2 protein-coding genes are annotated in these 3,074 nt (G+C 48.6%); both read left to right on the forward strand.

The genetic code is table 11. From position 1 onward, the window contains the following. Positions 1-996: 996 nt before the first annotated feature. Positions 997-2,421, forward strand: coding sequence for an RHS repeat domain-containing protein (locus ACTHS3_RS11135; RefSeq protein WP_440367968.1), 1,425 nt, complete (start codon positions 997-999; stop codon positions 2,419-2,421). A gap of 4 nt (positions 2,422-2,425) precedes the next feature. Further along, positions 2,426-2,644 (forward strand): hypothetical protein, encoded by a 219-nt coding sequence (locus ACTHS3_RS11140; RefSeq protein ID WP_003743387.1) that lies wholly within the window; start codon positions 2,426-2,428, stop codon positions 2,642-2,644. Positions 2,645-3,074 lie beyond the last annotated feature (430 nt).

Here is a 3,074-nt window from a genome sequence, read left to right on the forward strand (position 1 = left end):
ACCACCCGTTTCGGTTACACCGAATACGGCGATCTCGAAACCGTTACCGATGCGCTGGGCCATACCACCCGCCACCATTACGACGCAGCGGGCAACCCCGTCCGTACCGACTATCCCGACGGCAGTCACGAAACCTTCGAATACGACCGCCTCAACCGTCTGACCGCCCATATCGACGGACTCGGTGCCAAAACCGCCTACGAACTCGCGGTGGACGGACTGCCGCTCAAACGCACCAACGCGCTGGGCCATACCTTCGCCTACGCCTACGACAAAGCCCGCCGTCTGACCGTCCTCACCAATGAAAACGGCGAAACCTACCGTTTCGATTACGACCCGACCGACAACCTGATCCAAGAAACCGGCTGGGACGGCAAAATCACCGCCTACGGCTACGATGCCGCCGGACAACTGGTCCAACAGACCGAATACGGCCAAAGCAATAATGAAGGTCGTCTGAAAGAGCGTCCCGAAACTTGGCACATCCACCATTTCAAACGCAACATCCTCGGCCAACTGATCGAAAAACAAAGCCGCAAAGTCTCCAGCCGCAACGGACAAAGCAAAGACGAAGGCATCAGCCGCACCCGTTTCGACTACGACCCGATTACCGGCAACCTGACCAAAGCCCGCAACCAACACAGCAGCGTCGAACTCGCCTACGACGAACTCGACCGCCTCATCGGCGAAACCACCGTCCATAACGGCCAAAGCGCCACCGTAGGCTATCAATACGACCCGTTAGGCAACCGCATCCGCACCATCCTGCCCGACGGCCGCCATATCGATTACCTGTACTACGGCAGCGGACACCTGCACCAAATCAGCCTCGACGGCGAAGTCGTCAGCGACATCGAACGCGACAAACTGCACCGAGAAATCCAAAGGACGCAGGGCAGCATCAGCAGCCTGTACGACTACGACCCCATGGGTCGTCTGAAAAGCCAGCGTACCGTCTGGAGCGGCACACAAACACCCCGCAGCAAACAAAACCCGCTGGCCGGCGGCGCCGTCAACCGCCGCTACGCCTACGACAAAGCCGGCAACCTGATCCAAAGCGCCGACCAAAGAAGCGGCGTCCTTAATTACGTCTACGACAAAATCGGACGGATTCAAGAAGCCCGCAACAGCCAAACCGGCCGCTGCGAAACCTTCGCCTTCGACCCCGCCCACAACATCCTCGACATCCCAACATCTACCCCCTCTCCCGTGGGAGAGGGCAAAACGACCGCCCCGATTTCAGACGACCCCCAAACTCAAGGTCGTCTGAAATCACCTGCCAACCCTAACCTTGTCAGCGGCAACCGCCTCAAAGAATACAACGGCATCGAATACACCTACGACGCCTTGGGTAATTTGATTTACCGCCAGCTGCCCAACGGCGAAAACCAATATTACCAATACGATCTCGAAAACCAACTCGTCCGCGCCGAAATCAAAAAGTCAGCCGGCAATACTGAGATTTGGACATACGCCTACGACCCGTTCGGAAGACGCCTTTCCAAAGAACGCCAAGACAAACTAGCTTGGACGAGTACCGACCCCAAACGCACCCACTTCGTCTGGGACGGCAGCCGCCTATTACAAGAGTATACCTACAAAGGCAGCTACACCTATCTCTACACCGACCAAGACAGCTACGAACCTTTAGCCCAAGTCTTCCACAATAACCAAGACGAAGAGCAATACCTCGCTTATTTCCACAACGACCAAATCGGCATACCGAGGGAAATGACCGACATCCACGGCAATCTTCTGTGGTACGGCGAATACACCGCCTGGGGTCGCCTGAAAAAGGATGAGCGGGTCTATCGGAATGCGTACCAGCCGTTCAGATTGCAAAACCAATACTTCGATGAAGAGACCGGACTGCATTACAACCTGATGCGGTATTACGAGCCTGAGGCCGGGCGGTTTGTGAATCAGGACCCGATTGGGTTATTGGGTGGGGATAATCTTTATGAATTTTCACCCAATATAAATAGTTGGTTTGATCCTTTAGGATTAAGTCCTAGAAATTTACCAGGAATTGCATCAGGAAGTGGTAATTCAATTGGAAAAAAATGGTTGAAGGGTACACATGGAAATGCTGGTGTATTTCCTAAATCTGTAGCAGATAAATTACGTGGTAAATCTTTTGATAGTTTTGATGATTTCCGAGCTGCCTTTTGGAAAGAAGTAGCAAAAGATCCAAAATTAGTTGAGGGTTTTTCGGAGGCTAATAAGAAAAGGATGGCTCAGGGGAAAGCACCTAAAGCAGCCAAATGTCAACATGATGGTAAAGTAAGCTCGTATCAAATACATCATAAAACTCCTATTAATCGTGGTGGTGGTGTTTATGATATGGATAATATGCTGATTGTTACACCAAAATTCCATAAAGAGATACTAGACCCGAAATACCATTTTGGAAGAGGATAGCATTATGTTGGATAGATTATATTTAATCAAACTGATTGATCAGTTAAGAAATTTTGAAGGTTCAGAAGAGGATGAAGATGTATTTCTTGAAAAATTAGAAAATTTGGTCACAGATCCAAATATATCAGATTATATATATTGGACAAACATGAGCTCCGAGGAAATAGCTGATAAAGTACTTAGTTACAAACCTATTATCCTCCCTGATTTAAGCAATTCTTAGTCTACATGAAATTTTCAGTTTTAATGTAACGTATATGTGGAATACATACATGTACTATGCGTAATAAACAACCTAAGAAGAAATGTTGATTATTTGACAAATTATAACTGAAAGGAGTAATGAAAATGAAAATTAAGAGTTTAGTTGAGAAAATGGGTGGAGTTCAAAGGTTTACATTTGAACCACTGATTCCTACATCTAGCAAGCTGTAGCCCGCACAAAACCCTTCAGTCCTGACGTAGGGTGTGTGCGGTACGCACGCGCGCGGTTTCTGTTTTTCAGACGGCCTCACTATCTTCTTTGAGGTCGTCTGAACCATTTGTTCTTTAACAATCTCATCTAAAACTAGCTATGAATTGACGAAAGTTGATGGAAGCAGTAAGCATCCATACTTCCCAGTAGATAGAAATGCGTTTGATAAGGATAGAAA

The organism is Neisseria sp. P0009.S007 (assembly GCF_051962515.1).

Coding starts and splice junctions, on each gene's coding strand:
- ACTHS3_RS11140 (WP_003743387.1), top strand. CDS start 2,426: ATGTTGGATAGATTATATTTAATCAAACTGATTGATCAGTTAAGAAAT.